Below are 17,532 nucleotides of genomic sequence, written 5' to 3'. Positions count from 1 at the left end.
TGAGTCAACACAATTATTTATAAAACTCGTTCGTTCGATGGTTTTTGCATCATTTGGATCAACTTTCGCGCAAATCAGTCCATGCGGCGCTTAAATATTGAAACATTGACCAGAATGTCAGGATTGTCGCAGCGTATAATAAGATGAAACCACTGATTTCAAGTTCAGCGTTTGGACGCCATAGCAAAGCAACCAATGCTGCCATTTGTGCCGTTGTTTTTACTTTACCCATCCATGAGACAGCGACACTGCTACGTTTTCCTAATTCCGCCATCCATTCCCTAAGGGATGAGATGATAATCTCTCGCGCAATCATGGTTGCTGTCGGTAATGTTATCCACCAAGTATGATAATGCTCTGCCACCAGTACTAATGCAGTGCCTACCATGACTTTATCAGCAACAGGATCCAGAAATGCGCCAAAGCGTGTTGTCTGTTTCCATAAACGGGCAAGAAAGCCATCAAACCAATCTGTCGCCGCAGCGATCACAAAGATGATGGCACATAACATCGGCGCCCATTGGAAAGGCAGGTAAAAAGCCAAAACAAAGAATGGGATTAAGGCAATACGAAATAGAGTAAGCCATGTTGGAATATTTAATTGCATAATGCTTAGTAACTATCTGGCCAAGTGAAGTTTATCGGTATGGTGCATCAAGAATCTTAGTGTTTCAACGCATTATAAATTTTTTCTGCCAGTGAATAAGAGATAGATGGTACTTTTGCGATCTCTTCAACACTTGCATTACGTAAAGGTTGTAACCCTCCCATATATTTTAACAGCATTTGCCGACGTTTTGGTCCGATTCCTTCGATAGATTCCAGTGTACTGGTCTTTTTTGCTTTTTCCCTACGCTGGCGATGACCTGTAATTGCGTGATTGTGAGACTCATCACGTATATGTTGAATGACATGTAAAGCAGGTGAGTCAGGAGGAAGTGCTATTCCTTCATCTTCTATGGAGAAAAATAGCGTTTCCAGCCCGGCTTTGCGGTCACTGCCTTTGGCTACGCCAATAAGTTTAGGATGCCTTTTATCCCATTCAACGTCTAACGAGTGAAAGACTTCTATTGCCTGCTTTAACTGACCTTTACCACCATCAATAAAGATGATGTCAGGGATTTTTGCTGAATCAATAGCTTTGCTGTATCGACGGCGTAATACCTGATTCATTGCAGCATAGTCATCTCCTGCGGTGATTCCGTTTATGTTATAGCGCCGATACTCTGAGCGTAAAGGGCCATTACTGTCGAATACGACACAGGATGCAACTGTCTGGTCTCCCATAGTATGGCTGATGTCGAAGCATTCCATCCGGCGGATTTTTCCTATACCTGCAAATTCAGCAAGTGCTGCCAGACGCTGATGAATTGTCGATTGCTGGGAAAGTCTGGTTGTTAATGCAGTAGCAGCGTTGGTGCGTGCCAGTTTGAGGTAACGAGCCCTGTCCCCTCTGGGACGGGGCTGGATATGTACTTTTCTGCCGGATAATTCAGAAAGAGAGTTTTCCAGCAACTCTTTTTCCGGTAGTGAGAAGTCCAGTAAGATTGCGGTTGGTAATGTTCTGTTCTGGCTACCCTGAAGATAAAATTGCCCGAGAAAAGTCTGTACGACTTCATCTAATTTGGTATCTGTAGGAATTTTAGGATAGTAACTCCGGCTCCCAAGAATTTTACCTTGCCGGATAAATAGAACATGAACGCATGCCATGCCTGCTTCAAAGGCAACACTGATAGCATCCAAATCATCTCCTTCGCCGGAGACAGATTGCCGTTCTGTGACTTGTCGCACAGCCTGAATCTGGTCGCGGTAGCGTGCTGCATCTTCAAAGTGAAGCTGTTTGCTTGCGTTTTCCATTCTTTTAACGAGTTCAGACAGTACCTGTTGATCTTTACCAGACAAAAATAAACGAACGTATTCTACTTGTTGCTGATACTCTTCATCTGTGACAAATCCTTTGACGCACGGAGCAAGGCAGCGACCAATCTGGTATTGCAGGCAAGGCCTGGAACGATTGCGATATACGCTATTTTCACACTGACGAATGGGAAATAATTTTTGCAGAAGTGCTAATGCGTCACGTACTGCGTGGGAGTTTGGGAATGGACCAAAGTACTCTCCCTTAGCATGTTTGGCTCCGCGATATAGAGTCAGGCGAGGATGGGTATCACCACTTAAGAAAATATAAGGATAAGATTTATCGTCTCGGAGCAATACGTTATAGCGAGGCTGGTAAAGCTTGATGTAGTTATGTTCAAGCAGCAGAGCTTCTGTTTCTGTATGGGTGATAGTGACATCAATCTGAGCGATATTTTTCACCAAAGATTCTGTTTTTCGGCTGCTAACCTGCACCCTAAAATAGCTGGAAAGCCGTTTTTTTAAATCCTTAGCTTTGCCGACATAAATCACAGTCCCGGTTGCATCATACATTCTATAAACACCGGGTTGGCTGGTTACTGTTTTTAAAAATGTTTTTGAATCAAATTGCTCTGCCACGATTTACCACCCATCACTGACTCATTTTATCATCCACTATGATTTATCATATTGGGGCATCAAGTAAACCACAGCGTATTGCTATATGGGTTAATTCTACATCACCCTTAATATTTAATTTGTTGAACATTCTATAGCGATAGCTATTAACAGTTTTCGGGCTCAGGTTAAGGAGTGCTGATATTTCATTCACTTTCTTGCCCTGAGTGATCATTGTCATGATCTGCAATTCTCGTTCAGAGAGATCATCCAATGGGTTCTCTTTTTGTGGAGATAGCTGATCGAGGGCCATTTGTTGGGCGATATCAGGAGAAATATAGCGTTGCCCGGCATAAACACTCCGGATAGCGTTGATCATATCCTGAGGTGTAGCGGCTTTACTTAAATAACCCCTGACACCGGCCTGCATAACTTTTGTGGGTAGAGAGCTTTCGGTATGGATGGTCAACATAATGATCCGGGTATCAGGTGAATAGCGAATTATTTTTTTCGCAGCTTCAAGGCCTCCTATGCCGGGCATTCCCATATCCATCATAACAACATCTGTGCTATTGGATCTGCACCATTTAATAGCATCTTCTCCGCTACCGGCCTCACCTATAACTTTAATTCCCCGTACATCATCAAGTATGCCTTTCACGCCAATGCGAACCAGTTCGTGATCATCAACTAACAAAACATTAATCAAACAACTTCTCCACCAACGTAACACCTACTTTCGATTTTCAAGTCACCCACTGTTTTCCAAGTTGCAACATGACTGCCATCGCTTGGAATCCATCGGGTATAAAACATTTTACCTAATAAGGGCAACATTATACTGGTATTAGCAAGAAACAGAAAGAAATTGTTACATATCAACAAAATAAATATAGAAATAATTATTTTCACAAAATTTGTTTGCGATGAAAACTATTTATGCTGATTTCAGCTGGGAAGGGAAAATATGAATTTTACGTGAGTATTGAAATTGATAATTATTATGAGGGGAGTTTCCCCTCATAATGATAATTAACTAAACAAGTTAAGAATATCTTGTTTAGTTAGCATTGGTGTTTTTTCAACGAAATTGTAATAACTGGGCTTGCTATCGATAAATACTTGATTGGATAATTTTCCCGAATCACTATTTTCAAATAGAGCTACTGGGACATAATAAGTACTGGGATGATGCAGGTGATAAAAAAGATGAGTTCCACATTTTTTACAGAAAGCGCGTTCTGCCCACTCTGAAGAGGGGTAAGTTGCAATGTTTTCATCTCCTGTTATCTGTAAATTATTTTTACACTCTACAGAGAGAAATGGTCCTCCGCCCCAATTCTGGCATGTTTTACAGTGGCATGCATTGATAGTATCAATAGGATCGTTGGTTTTTACTTCTACTGCACCACACAAACAGCGACCTTTATTCATTGTATTACCTATGTGTTTTAGATAAATATTAGTAATAAAATTCTATATCAAATACAGCCGTTGTTTAATTATTTATTTTGTTGAATATGTCATATTTATCACAATTATTGATATTAAATCATAAAGAGAAAGTATTAGGGATTATTTTCCTTTTCTTTATTATCGTTTTCATCACCATCATCAATATGCCAATTGTGAAGAATACGGTGAACGAATGGCGTCACTACTAATCCGACGGCAATAAAAAAGATAGCCTGTAGAAATAACCCATAAATAGCAGCGAAATATTTCCCCAGTGTGCTGGTTGGTTGTATATGCAGGGTCTGTGTGCCAATCATTGAAACAGAATTTAACAGTGCATCAGGAATTGCATGGCTTTCAATGAGGAAAAAACCTAATACACCGGGAATAATGCCAATTAAAAAAATAGCTAGCGCATGAAAAAGGAAACGAAGTATTCGCAGAAGAAAGCGATCCAGACTAATTAATTTATCAGTAAATTTTTCCATGCCGGGGCCTCCACCAATAAATTTTTATAATTGTACGTTGGTTTTTATTTTTATCAATATTAATTTACGGGCCACACAGATAATGTGAAGCCCGTAATTTTTGTATCGTTTTAATTACCTGATAAGGTTTTAAATGGTCGTCTGGATATTTTGGAATGAATTATCTTTGATAGAGCATCAATAACCAGATCATGATTATCATCAATAAAGAAATGACGGCCCTGAAACAAAATAACATTTTTATCCTGTTCGAATAAATCAAACCAGGAATAAAGTTCATGCTCAGCTACCAGCGGGTCATCTGTTCCGCCAAATACTGTCAAGGGGCAAGCGAAAGATTCTGCTCCGATATAGTAATACTCTTCTGAAATCTTAAAATCTGCTTTTATGGCAGGTAAGATCAGCGAGAGTAACTCATCGTTCTCAAGAATTTGCTGATTTACGCGGCCGAAATCCTTCAATGCAATTGCAAATTCTTTGTCGTTTAATGAACTTATTGGTTTGCGAATGGCAGAAACCTGCGGCCCTCTGCTGCCGGAAGCAATAAATTCAATGGGTAATGGCAATGATTCTGCAGCGATTTTTCTTAACAGTTCAAAAGCTACCCGGCTTCCTAAGCTATGCCCTAAAAATATATATGGCTTATCTAACAGAGGCTTGATGTTGGTATATATATCCTCAACCAGGTTTTGCATATTGTCATAAGGTTTTTCTTTGAACCTAGCCCCTTTACCCGGAGGCTGGCTGACTAAAAACTCAACATTTTCTGTGATTTTTCTGGCAAAAGGCACAAAAGTTGAGTTACTACCCCCAGCATAAGGGAAGCAAAATATTCTGATTTCCGGGTTAAAAACCTGACTGAGATTGATAAAGTATGGCGAGTATTCGTTGTGCACAATAGAATCCCATTGTTATTTTTTAGATACCTTAAAATAAAGGACTTTCATTATTTCTGTATTTTCATTAACAGAAAGCTACTGTCTTTGGAACATACTATCGAATATTAAAATACAATGCTTTTAGGGTTTTTTGTTATAGTCCTGAGGTTTTATGAAACAGGGCAGCGAAGATGTTTCTACAATTATGTTTTTATTTTAATAAATGCGTTGCAACACCCCAGCGCACCACATGAATTCTCTCATTTTTAACTTCAATAACAGAGTAACTACAATTTTGGTGACTATATAGTGTTGTTTTTTCTTGTAAATTACCGCCTTTTAGTTGCCATAACAGGTATTGCAGAGTACGGCCATGTGTAACCAAGCATACCGTATCATTACTATTATTTGTTGCCAGACTTTGTATGTAACTGATGGCTCTTTGTGCTACTTCAATTGTAGATTCGCCTTCAGGTATAGTTACCGTTGGATCTCCGGCAAAAAGCCGTGATGTAATGTCGGGATAGTGATAATCCGCCTGTTCAAAGGGTAGTCCTTCTAATATCCCAAAATTTTGTTCACATAAATTTTCATTAATTTCCATCCCGCAGCCGAAATAATCTGCTAAAACCTGACCTGTCGTACAGGCTCGACCGGAAGAAGATGAAATCACTTTGCTGATGGGAAAATCTTTTATTGCTGATAATAATGAATTTATCTGTCGGAAACCATTTTCAGTCACAGGGCTATCAAGACGTCCCTGAAGAATTCTTTCTATATTCCATTGAGTTTCTGCATGCCGTATTGCAATGATGCGCATTATTTCTTCCTTACATTCAATATCACTAAATTTATCTATAAATAAAATGAATTAATACTGTAATAAATTAGGAAAATAACTAATTTCATATAGGTCTTAAAAGATAAATATTACCAGATTTTTGTTTATATTTTCACTTTTTATATTATTAATGGTGATTAATTGGATAGGATTTGCTGAATTGCACTATAAAAAATAGCCACTATATTTAATCAAAGTAATTTTAAACTCAAAATCTTATATGCTCACAAATAGTTATCTAATGTGATTAACTCATCAATATTGATGTTACGGCTCATACAGCACTGTGAACAAATTGACGCAAGACCATAAGTGATAACAGCCGTTTAATTTTCCTGATTGTGTCAACCATCCTATGGGCAACCGCCAGAGAATACTAAGTCTATTTTTTATTTCGTGTAAAGATAGAATAAGGAAAAACGTCATGAAGGTATTGATAGCAAAAAATGAGGTGGGTACAAAGCATCATAGTCATTATATTGAAAACGCAATACATCGCTTGGCAGATAAATTAATTGAACGGGATGTTGAAGTTGTTATTGCGGATTCTTTTGATGATAGCTACACGATAATTGCTGCTAATGAACCCATTGATTGCTTAATGGTCAGTTGTGCATTGATGGATGATGATTTATATCAGCAAATCCAAAAATTACTGAATAAGTTATTTGAGCGTCAGGAAGGTGTACCGGTATTCTTATTAAGTGATCGAGAAAAGGCGGTCTTTTTACTGGATCATGTGATGCTGGAGCAATTAACTGAATTCGCATGGATACTTGAAGATTCCTCAGATTTTATTACGGGCAGGGCTATTGCCGCGATGCACCGTTATCGTCAGCAATTATTGCCGCCATTAATGTCAGCTTTGATGAATTACAGAAAAATCTATGAATATTCATGGGCGGCACCCGGGCATCAGGGAGGCGTAGGATTTAATAAAACGCCTGTTGGTCGTATTTACCATGATTATTATGGAGAAAATCTTTTTCGCTCTGATATGGGAATTGAACGATCTTCTTTGGGATCATTGCTGGATCACACCGGAGCGTTCGGCGAGAGTGAAAGAAATACAGCCAGAGTGTTTGGTGCCGATCATTCGTATTCTGTTGTAGTCGGAACATCAGGTTCTAACCGAACTATTATGCAGGCCTGTATGACAGAAGACGATATCGTTATTATTGACCGTAACTGTCATAAATCCATTGAACAGGGGCTGATCCTGACAGGCGCAAAGCCGGTTTATATGTTACCGAGCCGTAATCGATACGGCATTATCGGCCCGATTTATCCGCAGGAAATGGAGACAAAAACACTCCAGAAAAAGCTGAAACAGAACCCGCTGACCAAAGATATGGTGAAGAAAAAGCCTGTCTACACTGTGGTGACAAACTGTACTTATGATGGTGTTTGCTATAACGCCAAACATGTACAAAACCTGCTGGATAAAAGCGTTGATAGAATCCATTTTGATGAAGCATGGTACGGTTATGCCCGTTTTAATCCTATCTATCATGATCATTATGCTATGCGGGGTGACCCCAAAACACATAAAGGGCCAACCGTTTTTGCCACACATTCATCCCATAAGCTATTGAATGCACTATCGCAGGCCTCTTTTATCCATGTGCGTGATGGTCGTAATCCGATTGATTTTTCAAGATTTAACCAAGCCTATATGATGCATGCGACAACGTCACCTCTGTATGCGATCTGTGCTTCAAATGATATTGCTACCTCAATGATGGATGGCAACAGTGGTTATTCGCTTACTCAGGAAGTTATTGAAGAAGCAGTCGATTTTCGTCAGGCATTAGCACGTTTGTATCGGGATTTCAGTAAAAAAGGTGACTGGTTCTTTAAACCGTGGAATCAGGAGCAAGTGACAGATCCTGCTACAGGTAAGAAAATGCTTTTTGCAGATGCTCCGCGGGATTTACTGGCCACAAAACAAAGTTGCTGGACGATGAACCCCGGTGACAGTTGGCACGGGTTTGAAGATTTGCCGAATGACTGGAGTATGCTTGATCCCATTAAAGTCAGTATCCTCACGCCGGGTATGGGAGACAACGGCAAGCTATTGAAACAGGGGGTGCCGGCAGCACTGGTGACAGCATGGTTAAGCCAGCATGGCATCGTTCCGACGCGCACTACAGATTTCCAGATCATGTTCCTGTTTTCAATGGGGATTACCAAAGGGAAATGGGGCACGTTACTTAATACCCTGCTTTCATTCAAACATCATTATGATGCTAATACACCTTTGAGTAAGGTATTACCTGATTTAGTCCATGACTATCCGGATGTCTATAGTGCGTCAGGGGTAAGAGATTTGGGCGATAAAATGTTCGCTTACTTACACAAAAATAACCCGGGTGAGAAACTGAATCAGGCATACGCGATGCTGCCTGAAGTTGACATGATACCCAGGGCAGCTTATCAGGCGATTGTGACCAATGATGTGGAATTGGTCGCGCTCGATAAACTTCCTCATCGTATTGCCGCGAACTCAATTATTCCTTATCCACCCGGTATTCCTATGCTGATGTCAGGGGAAAACTTCGGTGATAAAAACAGTCCGCAGATTAGCTATCTGCATGCATTGCAAAAATGGGATCATGAATTTCCCGGCTTTGAGCATGAAACGGAAGGGACGGAAATCATTAATGGTATCTACCACGTTATGTGCGTAAAGCGTAAGGGAAAATAAATTATGGCTACAGTTGCGGAATCAACAAAAGTGGGTTTGATTCCCGTTACATTGATGGTAGCGGGAAATATCATGGGATCGGGCGTTTTTCTGCTGCCGGCGAGTCTGGCGGCAACAGGAGGAATAGCGATTCTTGGATGGTTGGTTACTATCATTGGTGCCGTCGGGTTATCCATTGTCTATGCCAAGATCTCTTCACTGGATGATAGCCCCGGAGGTTCTTATGCTTATGCGAGGAGAGCTTTCGGGCCATTTTTAGGTTATCAGACTAACGTTCTTTACTGGCTGGCCTGCTGGATTGGTAATATCGCGATGGTTGTGATTGGAGTAGGTTATATCAGCTACTTTTTTCCTATTCTGAAAGATCCGGTTATTTCAACATTTACCTGTATAGCAATACTGTGGATATTTGTTTTCCTGAATATTATTGGCCCTCATGTCATTACCCGAGTTCAGGCGGTTGCGACAACTCTGGCTCTGATCCCGATTGTCGCCGTTGCTGTATTTGGCTGGTTCTGGTTCAACGGCTCAACCTATATGGATGCCTGGAACGTCAGCGGTATGAACACGTTTAGCGCCATTCAAAGTACTTTAAACGTAACATTATGGTCTTTTATCGGTGTTGAAAGTGCCTCAGTTGCTGCTGGTGTCGTTAAAAATCCCAAGCGAAATGTACCGATTGCCACGATTGGTGGCGTATTAATTGCTGCTGTGTGTTATGTCTTATCCAGTAGTGTGATTATGGGAATGATCCCGAATGCGAGTCTGGTTATTTCATCTTCGCCATTTGGTGATGCTGCCCGTCTGGCGCTGGGGGATACAGCCGGCGCAATCGTGGCATTCTGTGCAGCAGCTGGCTGTCTGGGGTCATTGGGGGGATGGACATTGCTTGCTGGTCAGACGGCAAAAGCCGCAGCTGATGATGGTTTATTTCCTAAAGTCTTTGCTAAAGTGAACAAAGCCGGAACACCGGTAGTAGGTCTGTTGATACTGGGTGTTTTAATGACTGTTGTCCAATTCAGCAGTATTTCGCCTAATGCGGCAAAAGAATTCAGTCTGGTTTCATCTGTTTCAGTGATTTTTACCCTGATACCTTATCTGTATACCTGTGCTGCGTTATTGTTACTTGGTCACGGCCATTTTGGTCAGGAAAAAGGGCGTTATATTGTGATTACATTTATCGCCTTTGTTTACTGTATCTGGGCTGTAGTGGGTACAGGTGCAAAAGAAGTCGTCTGGACGCTGGTGGCTATGATGGTCATCACAGCTATGTATACTTTTAACTACAATACGAAACACCCGGCTCCTTTTCCGTTAGAGAAAAAAGATTAACCTAATTTATATTTAAAAAGGTGCTGCATATCAGCACCTTTTTTGTTTTATTTTTTAGGCTAAACTGATTTCGCTAATACAATATATTGCAGGCTGGGGGATATAGAACCCCAATTCATATTGAAATCCACTGAATATAACTATTTGTTTATTAGCCTGGTTTAACCCTAAGATGTTGAGTTGTTAGACAACTCACAGTAAGTAGTACCGGATCTTAATATACTCGTAGAATCAGCTAATTTAGGTAGTTGAGTTAATAGGAGCGTGCATTATGTACAGAACTATTTTATTACCGGTAGATATCTCTGAGGATGAACTGACAAGCAAAGCTGTTCACTGCGCGCTTAACATAGCCAGAGAAACAGGTGCTAAATTACATATTTTACATGTATTGCCCATTTCATCCGCGATTATTAATGCTTACGCATTAGGCTATATGGAAATTAAAGATAAAGCGACTATTACTGCTGAGAAGGATCTGGGTAAGCTGGTTGCTTCCATTGATCTACCTGCTGAGCGTATTAGTTACTCTATTGCTTTTGGTTCACCAAGAGATGAAATCACTGCCACGGCCGATGAGCTGGGCGCTGATCTTATTGTGATTGGTTCAAGGCGGCCGAATATTACCACTCATTTACTGGGGTCCAACTCTGCGGCAGTCGTCAGATATGCGAAGACGTCCGTATTGGTTGTGAGGTAGTTATCTGAATTAACTGTTGCAGCTTAGCGGCTATTAGTGGTTTTTGTTGTGGTTTCACTAATTGTAAAAACGTAATGGTATAGCGGCTATACCCCACGCATTCCAAAATGTAGTCAGAAAAAGTCTACGGCTTGGAAAACGATGGGAAATATTCGATTACAGGGGAGTAAATATGTATAAAACGATTTTGGTTCCAATAGATATTGCTGAAGATCACCTGACTGACAATGCACTCAAGCATGCGGAGTTTTTGGCAAAAATTTCTGATGCAAAGGTTCATCTGTTTCACTCGGTGCCTGATATTTCGAGATTTTCTGTAAGCTATAGCTATCATTATGATTTACTGAGCGCCTTTGCGAAAAAAGCCATTGCAAATTCCGAAGAGGAACTCAAAAAAGTTGTAGAAAAAATCAACTTACCGAAGGATAAAGTATCGTTTTCTGTCGCCTTTGGCTCACCAAGAGATAAAGTACTCTCTACTGCCCGTGAAATCGGGGCTGATCTGATTATTGTCGGTTCACGCAGGCCTGATATTTCAACTCATCTATTGGGTTCTAATGCATCGGGGATCGTGGGGTACGCGAATATTTCCGTATTAGTTGTTCGTTAAGCTAAGTTGCACGAATATTTATTCATTAACCCCGGCAGATATTTTTATCTGGCGGGGTTAATAGTAAATGGCAGTAAATATTATTTTTTCTTATGTTTATGGAAGGGTATACTATGTCTTATTCTACTGTTGTGGTAAGTGCTTTAAAATATATGCTTGAAACAGATAATGTTACTACTTCAGATATTGAAAGCTATTTTTCTCATGATTATATTCAGGTAGCCAATGGCAATGAGCTTCTCTTCGATGATTTTGTTTCACATATTAACGTATTAAAAGAAGCTTTAATAAGTACGAATATTAATATCTTATCCGTAGCGGAAAATGGAAATAATGTTCATACCCATCATCGAGTCAAGGTAGTTAAAAAAGATGGAACTAATGCGGAATTTGAAGTGTTTGCCAGGTTCCAGCTTAGCGAAGGCAAAATTACCCATTGCTATGAACTGACCAGAAAACTCATCGGTGATGAACAGGATGATGATTTGGGGTCTAGGAAATAATATTAGTTATTGTAACTTTAATATTGCTTAACTTTTATTATGTCAGTTTTAAGTATTAATTAATTTTAACAGATTAGCAATAAAGGGAGCCATTAATTTAACGATGGTTCCCTTTGCTTATTTTTCAGACATGTAATGTAGTCATTGTTCATCAGAAAATGAATTTAAAGTAATATCTAACTGATTTTTACCTGCGATGATAACCTGAATTTGTAAGTTGTTTTCTGAAGTATTAATCGTGTTAATTGTAACTTCTTCATTTCCTGAATATTTTTTTACAACATCCAGTAGCTCGTGTTCAAGCTGTTCAATTTTAGTGTTAATTGTCATTTATAGTATTAAATATTCTAAAGTTGATTTAATTTTACCCAAATAAATTGAGTGCAATAGCTTAATAAACAAGGTATTTGAGCCTTTAAAGTTGTAATAAATTAACTTATTCGATGAATTAAGTGATATTGGTTTTGACAAACTAAAATAACAAACTGACTCTATAATAAAAATTAAGTAAGATTCGAAACATAAAAAATGTGTCATTTATTTGTCTATTCAGGCAGGATAACAGATTGGTATTATACAACAAGTCAATAGGTATTATTTTGAGCAATAATATTCGCCTTTGGGCAAATTATCTTTTATTTTTTGGGTTAATTGTATCTTTTAACGCATGGAGTGCTCCGGCCAACTTTGAACAGGCTAAAGTCGAATCACGAAAATATGTTTATGCAGGGCTGGAAAAGTCAGGTGTTGGTACTTTGTATTGTGGCTGTGACTGGCAATGGGTTGGTAAAAGTGGCGGACGCGTTGACTTGCCTTCATGTAACTATCATGTAAGGTCGCAGCAAAACCGAGCTGAACGCATCGAGTGGGAGCATATTGTACCAGCATGGGTATTCGGTCATCAGAGACAATGCTGGCAGAATGGCGGGAGAAAAAACTGTGTTGATAGTGACCCGGCATTTCGCGTAATAGAATCGGATCTGCATAATCTGGCCCCTTCTATTGGCGAAGTAAATGGGGATCGCAGCAATTTAGGGTATGGAATGGCTGCCAAAAATCTGCCCAATATGTATGGTGCCTGTAGTAGTAAAGTTGATTTTAAATCACGTTTGTTTGAACCGCGTGACAAAGTGAAAGGCATGGTTGCCAGAGTCTATTTCTATATGCATGATCGCTATAACCTGACAATGTCGCGTCAGCAGCAGCAGTTAATGATGGCCTGGGATCGGCAATATCCTGTGGAAGCCTGGGAGCGTGAAAGAGATAATCGTATCGCCCGGATTATGGGGCACCACAATCCATTCGTTACTGGAAGCAAAAAGTGGCAGTTAGGGCATAAAAATTCAGGTCAGGGGGTTACCGGGCAAACTGATAGCCGAAATGTAAATGCTGTACGGTCAATATCCGAACCGGTTTCAGTGACTAAATCAACTGCAAATGAAGCGATTAAAGGGAATAAAAATAGCATGATATATCATCTTTCTCATTGCTCAGGGTATAAAACCACTTCAGAGAAAAATGCGGTTTATTTTCGTTCGGAATCTGAAGCCCAGAAAGCCGGGTATCATTTAGCCGCTAATTGTAAAAAATAATTAACACTGGCTGAGTTGTTATTTTATGTTTTTGTTGCTTTGTGATTTATCAATCAAAAGTTAAAAAATGTTTCAGTAAAATTTAAATTGTTACCTTGTCATAAATAAAAGATTGTCATTATACTGACATCATAGTCCGCTAAATTTAGTCTGGTTACGGTAAAGCGGATATGCGAGGAATGCCGATGACAGATACTGAAACAATTACAATTCAGTCAGGAAGTGAACCGGTGATGAAGACCGAACTGCCAACAGAAAGGCGGTTGTCTCATCACCGGTTTTTTTATGGGTCTTAATGAGCTGAAAAGGGAGCTCACTTCTATTCAATATAACGCAGTTATTCTATATCGGTGATAGAACACCGCAAGTGTGAAGCCAACGATAAGGTGTGCGACTATGAGTAGACAAAAAGCAGTGATGAAATCTCGCCGCGAAGTCAGGAGAATGCTAAAAAAAGATATGCGTCAGTCTCGTTATCGCAATGATAATAACGTTACCTCATTAGTACAGATTGGCGGAGTAGAAGCGATTGGAATGGCACGTGAAAACAGGGATACCTCTGAAATTCGCCCACGCAATGAAGTGCAGTACCGTTACATGCGCGCTATCAAGAATAAACAATTGGTTATTGCTGATGGTGAAGCGGGTTGTGGCAAAACGTTTATCAGTACAGCAATGGCAGCAGATGCACTGATTAATAAAGAGGTTGATAAAATCATCGTGACACGTCCGGTATTGCAGGCGGAAGAAGACTTGGGTTATCTGCCGGGCGATGTGGCAGAAAAGTTTGCGCCATATTTCCGCCCAGTTTATGAGGTGTTATTAAAACGTATGGGCGCATCGTTTTTGCAATACTGTCTTCGTCCTGAAATTGGAAAAGTCGAAATAGCTCCTTTTGCTTATATGCGTGGCAGGACATTTGAAAATGCGTTTGTGATCCTTGATGAAGCACAAAATGTGACGATTAATCAAATGAAAATGTTTTTAACCCGGTTGGGAGAAAACGTAACTGTTATTGTGAATGGAGATATCAGCCAGTGCGATTTACCGGACTGTAGCAAATCAGGGCTGGCAGATGCGCTGGAACGTTTTTTTAATGATGAAGTAATTGGTGTAATTCATTTTTCTCAGGAAGATTGTGTGCGCTCTAAGTTATGTCAAAAAGCATTGCAGGCTTATAGTTCTCCAGTCTAATTGAGAATAAAGATTGCTCAGAAGAGTAATTGAAAGGGTGAAGGATATGTAGCTCAACAGAACGGCTTCATTTATTGCTTTCTATATTATGTTGCAATTATGAAGCCGTTAAATATTTGTAGAAAGAACCCGAATAACTAAATCAAATATCTAATATAAAAATATTGCTATTGATTATGTTCTAATAAAATCAGGCAGAAAATGAATAATTACTTCACTTTCATTCCCGCCGCTGTCATTAAGAAACGGAATAAAGTCGAAACGGCATAAAGCGTTAATACACTACAACACCAAATAGTTATCATCCAGCCCAATCGTTTCCATAGCGGAGAATGTGAATGTTCTGTGTTAATGGTAGCCTTGTTCATGGGTGATTTTTCCTCGGAAGACATAATAACTCCAATAGGTATAAGTCAATATTATTGGGATGATAAATAGTGCACCGACAAGCATAAAACCCAGAGACTCAGGGGGAGATGCAGCCTCTTCATAACTGATAAAAGGGGGAATGATATTTGGCCAGATGCTGATCCCTAACCCGCTGAACCCCATGAATACGAGTAATAATGCTGCTAAAAACGGCGTGTAATGACCGCTCTTTTGGTTCGCAACCAGCAGTTTCCAGCCTGACCATAAGACCAGTAATGGCACAGGCAGAAAGAAAAACAGGTTAGGCAGACTAAACCAGCGCTCAGCAATAGCTGGCTGAGAAAGCGGTGTCCAGACACTGACGATAGTGATGACTATCAGCATCAATAAAGTTAATGGACGCAGCAGCCTGAGCATTTTTTGCTGCAAATGCCCTTCGGTTTTCATCACCAGCCAGCCACATCCCAGTAGCCCATAAGCGATAAGCAGACCAAAACCGCAAAATAATGGAAAGGGTGAAAGCCAGTCGAAACTCCCGCCAATATAGGTACGATTTTCTACAGGAAAGCCTTCAATAACAGCACCGACGACGACACCCTGTATAAAAGTCGCAATGATTGAACCGGCAATAAATGCCTTATCCCAAATCGGCTGATGTTTCGGCGCTGATTTGAAACGGAACTCGAACGCTACGCCGCGAAATATCAGCCCTAATAACATAAGAGTCAATGGGATCGCCAACGCATCCAGAATCACCGCATAGGCCAGAGGAAAAGCGCCAAATAAACCTGCGCCACCCAGCACCAGCCAGGTTTCGTTACCATCCCAGACGGGGGCAACAGAATTCATCATTAAATCACGATCTGCCTGCCCCTTAACCATGGGATATAAGATACCAATACCAAGATCAAAGCCGTCCATCACGATATACATCATGGTACTGAAGATGATAATCAGGAACCAGATTAGAGGAAGGTCAATACCCATTTGTTAACTCCTTATTGGGTCCTTTACGGATAAGTTTCATCATATAAGCATAACCAGCACCGAAAACAGCGCCGTAGACGACAAAGAAGATAAGCAGGCTGATACTCATATGGAATTCACCATGAGCAGAGACCGCATCTTTCGTACGCATCAATCCATAGACAACCCACGGTTGACGGCCGATTTCCGTGGTGAACCATCCGGCTAGTATGGCAATCAGGCCAGAAGGTGCCATCAGGAGCATAAAGCGGAGAAACGTCCGGCTCTGGTACAAACGTTTTTTATAGCGCAGCCACAATCCCCAGACTCCTGCCAGAATCATTAATAATCCCAGTCCGACCATAACCCGGAATGACCAGAACACCATAAAAGCATTAGGACGATCTTCTGGTGGAAACTCTTTCAGTGCCGGAACCTGTTTATCAATGCTGTGTGTCAGGATAATGCTGGCGAGGTAGGGAATTTTGACGGCATAACGAGTCTCTTCTGCTTCCTGATCGGGAATACCGAATATAATCAGTGGCGTGGCTTCGCCGGGATGATTTTCCCAATGGCCTTCCATCGCAGCAATTTTGGCAGGCTGATGTTTCAGGGTATTCAGGCCATGTAAATCACCGATAAATGCCTGTAATGGAGCAATGATCAGAATCAGCCACATCGCCATTGAGAGCATTTTTTTCATGGCTGACGAATCATGGCCTTTCAGCAAATGCCAGGCTGCGGAGGCAGCAATAAAAAATGCTGAAGCGAGAAATGCTGCTGTTCCCATATGCAGCAAACGATAAGGAAAAGAAGGGTTGAAGATAACGGCCAGCCAATCTACGGGGACAATCTGATTATCAATAATTTCATGGCCTTGTGGCGTCTGCATCCAGCTATTGGAAGCCAGTATCCAAAATGTAGAGATAATTGTACCGAGTGCCACCATGCAGGTGGCGAAAAAATGAAGTTTTTCACCCACCCGATTCCAGCCGAATAGCATAACGCCAAGAAACCCGGCCTCAAGGAAAAACGCGGTAAGCACTTCATAAACTAATAACGGGCCAGTGATGCTTCCGGCAAAATCAGAGAAAAAACTCCAGTTAGTGCCGAATTGATAGGCCATGACTAAACCGGAAACCACGCCCATACCAAAATTAATGCCAAAGATTTTTGCCCAGAAGTGGTATAGCGTTTTGTAGTCTGTATTACGTGTTTTCAGCCATAAGCCTTCCAACAGAGCAAGAAAACTGGCTAAACCTATCGTAATAGCGGGAAAGATAATATGAAAAGAAACGGTAAATGCGAATTGTATCCTTGCAAGTTCAAGGGCAGTTAACCCGAACATAGTTACCTCATTCTATTTGTTATAAGAAAACCCAATGAAAAAGTACGAATGAGTAAAGCATGGATATTTAATAT

At 40.5% G+C, this 17,532-nt stretch carries 18 protein-coding genes; 7 read left to right on the top strand and 11 right to left on the bottom strand.

What is annotated here, in order from left to right:
- Window positions 1–58: 58 nt before the first annotated feature.
- The 7 genes from pgsA to AACS90_RS05325 all read right to left on the bottom strand — a co-directional run bounded on the left by pgsA (window position 59) and on the right by AACS90_RS05325 (window position 6,116).
- Window positions 59–607, bottom strand: a complete 549-nt coding sequence (pgsA, locus tag AACS90_RS05355) for a CDP-diacylglycerol--glycerol-3-phosphate 3-phosphatidyltransferase (protein ID WP_099122003.1) — start codon at window positions 605–607, stop codon at window positions 59–61.
- A 56-nt stretch (window positions 608–663) separates the two neighbouring features.
- Window positions 664–2,496: an excinuclease ABC subunit UvrC gene (uvrC, locus tag AACS90_RS05350; protein ID WP_099122002.1), complete on the bottom strand. Its 1,833-nt coding sequence runs from the start codon at window positions 2,494–2,496 to the stop codon at window positions 664–666.
- Window positions 2,497–2,542: 46 nt separating this feature from the next.
- Entirely contained in the window at window positions 2,543–3,184 is a 642-nt protein-coding gene (uvrY, locus tag AACS90_RS05345) for a UvrY/SirA/GacA family response regulator transcription factor (RefSeq protein WP_099111615.1), read from the bottom strand.
- Window positions 3,185–3,507: 323 nt separating this feature from the next.
- Window positions 3,508–3,909: a GFA family protein gene (locus AACS90_RS05340; protein WP_099122001.1), complete on the bottom strand. Its 402-nt coding sequence runs from the start codon at window positions 3,907–3,909 to the stop codon at window positions 3,508–3,510.
- A gap of 134 nt (window positions 3,910–4,043) precedes the next feature.
- On the bottom strand, window positions 4,044–4,418 hold the full coding sequence (locus AACS90_RS05335; protein ID WP_099122000.1) for a hypothetical protein: 375 nt from the start codon (window positions 4,416–4,418) through the stop codon (window positions 4,044–4,046).
- A 110-nt stretch (window positions 4,419–4,528) separates the two neighbouring features.
- Entirely contained in the window at window positions 4,529–5,314 is a 786-nt protein-coding gene (locus tag AACS90_RS05330) for a thioesterase II family protein (protein WP_193757191.1), read from the bottom strand.
- Window positions 5,315–5,507: 193 nt separating this feature from the next.
- Entirely contained in the window at window positions 5,508–6,116 is a 609-nt protein-coding gene (locus AACS90_RS05325; RefSeq protein WP_099121998.1) for a histidine phosphatase family protein, read from the bottom strand.
- Window positions 6,117–6,561: 445 nt separating this feature from the next.
- Here AACS90_RS05325 and adiA point away from each other — a divergent pair, with 445 nt between their 5' ends.
- From adiA to AACS90_RS05300, 5 genes are all read left to right on the top strand, one after another.
- Window positions 6,562–8,844, top strand: a complete 2,283-nt coding sequence (gene adiA / locus AACS90_RS05320; protein WP_099121997.1) for an arginine decarboxylase — start codon at window positions 6,562–6,564, stop codon at window positions 8,842–8,844.
- A gap of 3 nt (window positions 8,845–8,847) precedes the next feature.
- Window positions 8,848–10,176, top strand: a complete 1,329-nt coding sequence (gene adiC, locus AACS90_RS05315) for an arginine/agmatine antiporter (RefSeq protein ID WP_099121996.1) — start codon at window positions 8,848–8,850, stop codon at window positions 10,174–10,176.
- Between the two features lie 271 nt (window positions 10,177–10,447).
- The gene (locus AACS90_RS05310; protein WP_099111438.1) at window positions 10,448–10,876 is read left to right on the top strand and encodes a universal stress protein; all 429 of its coding nucleotides are present in this window, start codon (window positions 10,448–10,450) and stop codon (window positions 10,874–10,876) included.
- 172 nt (window positions 10,877–11,048) lie between these two features.
- Window positions 11,049–11,486, top strand: coding sequence for a universal stress protein (locus AACS90_RS05305; protein ID WP_099111437.1), 438 nt, complete (start codon window positions 11,049–11,051; stop codon window positions 11,484–11,486).
- A 113-nt stretch (window positions 11,487–11,599) separates the two neighbouring features.
- Window positions 11,600–11,989, top strand: a complete 390-nt coding sequence (locus tag AACS90_RS05300; RefSeq protein ID WP_099121995.1) for a nuclear transport factor 2 family protein — start codon at window positions 11,600–11,602, stop codon at window positions 11,987–11,989.
- Between the two features lie 141 nt (window positions 11,990–12,130).
- On the opposite strand, the gene AACS90_RS05295 is transcribed toward AACS90_RS05300, so the two are convergent.
- A complete protein-coding gene (locus tag AACS90_RS05295; protein ID WP_099111435.1) occupies window positions 12,131–12,319 on the bottom strand; it encodes a hypothetical protein in 189 nt (62 codons plus the stop codon).
- Window positions 12,320–12,600: 281 nt separating this feature from the next.
- Between AACS90_RS05295 and AACS90_RS05290 the strand changes: the two genes are divergently transcribed.
- Window positions 12,601–13,581: an endonuclease gene (locus AACS90_RS05290; RefSeq protein WP_193757195.1), complete on the top strand. Its 981-nt coding sequence runs from the start codon at window positions 12,601–12,603 to the stop codon at window positions 13,579–13,581.
- 396 nt (window positions 13,582–13,977) lie between these two features.
- Complete coding sequence (phoH, locus tag AACS90_RS05285; RefSeq protein WP_099121994.1) at window positions 13,978–14,775, top strand: phosphate starvation-inducible protein PhoH; 798 nt, start codon at window positions 13,978–13,980, stop codon at window positions 14,773–14,775.
- Between the two features lie 209 nt (window positions 14,776–14,984).
- Here phoH and AACS90_RS05280 read toward each other — a convergent pair whose 3' ends face one another.
- From AACS90_RS05280 to AACS90_RS05270, 3 genes are read right to left on the bottom strand one after another with little or no spacing between them, the layout of a single operon-like run.
- A complete protein-coding gene (locus AACS90_RS05280) occupies window positions 14,985–15,143 on the bottom strand; it encodes a DUF2474 domain-containing protein (RefSeq protein WP_099121993.1) in 159 nt (52 codons plus the stop codon).
- The gene (cydB, locus tag AACS90_RS05275) at window positions 15,124–16,131 is read right to left on the bottom strand and encodes a cytochrome d ubiquinol oxidase subunit II (RefSeq protein WP_099121992.1); all 1,008 of its coding nucleotides are present in this window, start codon (window positions 16,129–16,131) and stop codon (window positions 15,124–15,126) included. The genes AACS90_RS05280 and cydB overlap by 20 nt, the downstream gene beginning before the upstream one ends.
- Window positions 16,121–17,458, bottom strand: coding sequence for a cytochrome ubiquinol oxidase subunit I (locus tag AACS90_RS05270; protein WP_099121991.1), 1,338 nt, complete (start codon window positions 17,456–17,458; stop codon window positions 16,121–16,123). Before AACS90_RS05270 ends, cydB begins: the two co-directional genes overlap by 11 nt.
- Between the last annotated feature and the right edge of the window lie 74 nt (window positions 17,459–17,532).

Origin of the sequence: Xenorhabdus sp. KK7.4 (genome assembly GCF_963876465.1) — a bacterium.
In the GTDB taxonomy this organism is placed as follows: domain Bacteria; phylum Pseudomonadota; class Gammaproteobacteria; order Enterobacterales; family Enterobacteriaceae; genus Xenorhabdus; species Xenorhabdus stockiae.
This window is presented reverse-complemented; position numbering and strand designations above follow the sequence as displayed.

Excerpts from the sequence above, each read along its gene's own strand:
- pgsA (WP_099122003.1), bottom strand. The coding sequence starts at position 607 with ATGCAATTAAATATTCCAACATGGCTTACTCTATTTCGTATTGCCTTA.
- AACS90_RS05340 (WP_099122001.1), bottom strand. The coding sequence starts at position 3,909 with ATGAATAAAGGTCGCTGTTTGTGTGGTGCAGTAGAAGTAAAAACCAAC.
- AACS90_RS05335 (WP_099122000.1), bottom strand. The coding sequence starts at position 4,418 with ATGGAAAAATTTACTGATAAATTAATTAGTCTGGATCGCTTTCTTCTG.
- AACS90_RS05325 (WP_099121998.1), bottom strand. The coding sequence starts at position 6,116 with ATGCGCATCATTGCAATACGGCATGCAGAAACTCAATGGAATATAGAA.
- adiA (WP_099121997.1), top strand. The coding sequence starts at position 6,562 with ATGAAGGTATTGATAGCAAAAAATGAGGTGGGTACAAAGCATCATAGT.
- adiC (WP_099121996.1), top strand. The coding sequence starts at position 8,848 with ATGGCTACAGTTGCGGAATCAACAAAAGTGGGTTTGATTCCCGTTACA.
- AACS90_RS05310 (WP_099111438.1), top strand. The coding sequence starts at position 10,448 with ATGTACAGAACTATTTTATTACCGGTAGATATCTCTGAGGATGAACTG.
- AACS90_RS05305 (WP_099111437.1), top strand. The coding sequence starts at position 11,049 with ATGTATAAAACGATTTTGGTTCCAATAGATATTGCTGAAGATCACCTG.
- AACS90_RS05300 (WP_099121995.1), top strand. The coding sequence starts at position 11,600 with ATGTCTTATTCTACTGTTGTGGTAAGTGCTTTAAAATATATGCTTGAA.
- AACS90_RS05295 (WP_099111435.1), bottom strand. The coding sequence starts at position 12,319 with ATGACAATTAACACTAAAATTGAACAGCTTGAACACGAGCTACTGGAT.
- phoH (WP_099121994.1), top strand. The coding sequence starts at position 13,978 with ATGAGTAGACAAAAAGCAGTGATGAAATCTCGCCGCGAAGTCAGGAGA.
- AACS90_RS05280 (WP_099121993.1), bottom strand. The coding sequence starts at position 15,143 with ATGAACAAGGCTACCATTAACACAGAACATTCACATTCTCCGCTATGG.
- cydB (WP_099121992.1), bottom strand. The coding sequence starts at position 16,131 with ATGGGTATTGACCTTCCTCTAATCTGGTTCCTGATTATCATCTTCAGT.
- AACS90_RS05270 (WP_099121991.1), bottom strand. The coding sequence starts at position 17,458 with ATGTTCGGGTTAACTGCCCTTGAACTTGCAAGGATACAATTCGCATTT.